3 protein-coding genes and 1 pseudogene are annotated in these 3,102 nt (G+C 46.6%); 2 read left to right on the top strand and 2 right to left on the bottom strand.

Going from position 1 to position 3,102, the window contains the following annotated elements; all coding sequences use genetic code 11:
- Positions 1–932, top strand: a 932-nt coding sequence (locus Q0668_RS01530) for a GspE/PulE family protein (RefSeq protein WP_298859259.1), incomplete at its 5' end; no start/stop codon positions are given.
- Positions 933–1,019: 87 nt separating this feature from the next.
- Entirely contained in the window at positions 1,020–1,682 is a 663-nt protein-coding gene (locus Q0668_RS01525; protein WP_298859257.1) for a CvpA family protein, read from the top strand.
- Between the two features lie 33 nt (positions 1,683–1,715).
- Here Q0668_RS01525 and rdgB read toward each other — a convergent pair whose 3' ends face one another.
- Complete coding sequence (gene rdgB, locus Q0668_RS01520) at positions 1,716–2,408, bottom strand: RdgB/HAM1 family non-canonical purine NTP pyrophosphatase (protein ID WP_298859255.1); 693 nt, start codon at positions 2,406–2,408, stop codon at positions 1,716–1,718.
- 110 nt (positions 2,409–2,518) lie between these two features.
- Positions 2,519–3,102, bottom strand: a pseudogene (locus Q0668_RS01515) (hypothetical protein); the annotation flags it as partial.

Genomic DNA, 3,102 nt, shown 5'->3' with positions numbered 1-3,102 from the left:
TTCGTGCTATTATGCCCGACCGCGAAATTGATTTTCGTTTAGCCAGTCAGGGAACCAGGCATGGCGAGAAAATGAGTTTGCGTATTCTTGACCAGACGAATTCGGTTGGTACGTTGGCAGGGCTGGGGATCAGAAAGCAACTGGTTGAAAAGCTCAGTTCCATCGTCAAACAACCCCATGGTCTATTTTTATGCTGTGGACCGACGGGTGCTGGTAAATCAACCACTTTGTTTGCTGCCCTGCATGAAATTGACCCGTATCAGCGGAATATCATCACAATTGAAGATCCGGTGGAATATCGAATTGATAATGTTTCACAAATTGAAATCAACCAGAAAGCTGGCCAGACATTCGCAGAGTCTTTAAGAAGTATTCTTCGCCAAGACCCAGATGTGGTAATGATCGGAGAAATTCGTGATGCGGAGACGGCACGCATTGCCTGTCAGGCAGCCAATACCGGACATATGGTATTTTCAACGGTGCATGCAAACGATACCTTTACGGCTTTGTATCGACTGATGGATCTGGGCGTGGAGCCTTTTATGCTGGCAAGCTCTCTCTCAGCTCTCTTAGCGCAGCGTCTGGCCCGGCGATTATGTCCCGAATGTAGGGAATCTTATCAGCCCAATCCGGAATTTTTGAAGAAAGCCAATTTGCCTCCCGAAAAAGTGAAATGCTTTTATAGACAACCCAAAAAACCGGATACTGTTTGTCCTGCCTGTGGTGGATTGGGATATAAGGGGCGCATCAGTGTTGTCGAACTACTTGATTTTAATGAGCGGATGCGCGACATGATCCGCGATACAGCCAACATGTCTCAATTGAAAGCATTGGCGCGAAAGAACGGTATGTTGTATATGAAAGAGGAAGGTTTGCGATTAGTTGTGAAAGGGATCACTTCCATCGATGAATTACTGCGAGTAGTGAAGTGAGATTATCAATAAAAAAGCGATAGGTTTGCTTTTGAGTTTACGAAATATTTCCATTTGATATCGACTTATTCAGTCTGGAACTTGGTCATGATCGACATTTTACTGCTGGCAATTCTCGGAATTGTAACTTGGTGCGTTGCCAGTGAAGGAGCCTGGGGTGCGGGGTTTATTTTCGTCTCCGTCCTGCTGGCCGGACTATTGGCGATGAATTATTTCGAACCATTGGCCACTTTTTTGACAAATAATATTTCCAGTTCAGGGGCTTGGGCGCGTCGCTGGGACAGTATTGCTTTGATTGGATTATTTATCGCGTTTATTTTTCTCTTTCGGGAGATCACGGTGCGAATTGCACCAACTTATATGCAGGTTCATCCTTTGGTTCACGAGATAGCCCGATGGGGCTTTGCAGCAATGACCGGGTATATTGCAATGGCGTTTTTGTTGACGGCGTTGCATACCGCACCTTTACCTCGCGAGTTTGCCGGTTTTACTCCCGAACGAAAAAACCTGTTTAGTGTTGCCGCTCCGGATCGTCAATGGTTGGGTTTCACACAGTATGTTTCTGAGAAATCGATGCGTAATGGGTCTCGTGGCCATCTGTTTGACGGACCCGAGTATCCCATTCCTCAGCAACAAAATACGGTCTGGCCTTCATTCCCCATCCGTTACGCGGCGCGCAGGAGTCAAGGGCTAGCGGGTGGCGCGGCCGCGAAGCCTCTTACGAAAGAGAAGGCAAACCGCTCCTTTTAGCTACTTTTGAAAAAAAGTGCTTCTTTGTTGGATTCAGGTCTGTTGTTCGAACAATTCAACCAATTGTGGGATGAATCGTTCAAAGGCACGTGCGCGATGGCTGAGATGCTGTTTGACTATGGGTGCTAACTCGCCAAATGTTTTATGCAGCTCAACGATTTCAAAATAGGGGTCGTAGCCAAATCCATTCTGGCCGCGCGGTGACTCGGTGATACGACCTCTACAGCTTGCTTCTACTTGCAGGCATATTTCTCCCCGGGGATTAGAGAGAGCGACATTACAGAAATAGGCAGCAGTACGTTTTTCAAGAGAGACGTTTTTTAACTCTTGAATCATTTTGGCGTTATTCTGTTCATCGGTTGCATCTTCTCCGCTGAAGCGCGCAGAATAAATTCCCGGTGCACCATTCAGCGCGTCGATCATCAACCCGCTGTCTTCGCCAATCGTCCACTGTGAAATCGCCAATGCGGTTTCAGCTGCTTTTTTAGCTGCGTTTTCTCCAAATGTGTTTCCATCTTCTACCACTTCCTCAGCATCCGGGAATTGAGTCACACTTTGTACCGAAATGTGATACGGGCTTAACAGCTCCGATATCTCACCGGCTTTTTTTTGATTGCGACTTGCTAGAACGATAACAGGATACTGAATCATAAGACGATTGATTTTCAAAGTGAGTGACTTACCGGATTTTTTGAGCGGGAACCCATTCTGGTTCTTCTCATCCACGGTGCAAAAACACGGTGCAAAAAAGAAGCCTTCCCAGTTCCAGGCACTTTAACAGGCCCGAGAGATAGGGGGAAGGCAACGATTTTAATCAAATTCAGACAACACTTTGTTTATCTTGCTTTTGGATTTCGGATCAATGTTGGCTTAGGATCGAACACCCAGGATGCGACTGGCGCCGATTGTGGTGTTCTACCGGGGATCACAAAATATTCAGCAGTCATTGATTCCACTCCTGTTTCAGGGTGTGGTTTCAGTTTTGATCCAAACAGCTTTGCATAACTGACAAGGCGGGGATCATCTGATGAATCAAAAGAACCAACCGTTACGATAGACCGGTACTTTTCATGCAAGACATAAGCATCGATGTTTCGCGCCGCCCCTGCAGGAAAACCATAGCTTTTCGCATTTCTCAATGCTTTGGCCAGTGCCCAGGCATTCTCGGCTGCTTGATCCAGGCTTTTGCCTATTTTTAAAGACTGTGAAGCATTCTGAAATCGAGACGTGGCTGTCTTGGTCACGGAATTACCATAAAATGACGCGACAACCAGCGAATATTTTCCTTTGTTTTTCAGCAGCGAATATTCGATTCCTGAATTCAGTTTGGCAATGAGCGGATCCTGTTTTCTCTGGGCCACTTCCTGAGGTGAAAGTAAAGGGTTAATGGTGAGAAACGCACCACTGAGGGGTCCGGGTT

This window comes from uncultured Gimesia sp., assembly GCF_937910335.1.
Classification (GTDB): Bacteria; Planctomycetota; Planctomycetia; order Planctomycetales; family Planctomycetaceae; genus Gimesia.
This window is presented reverse-complemented; position numbering and strand designations above follow the sequence as displayed.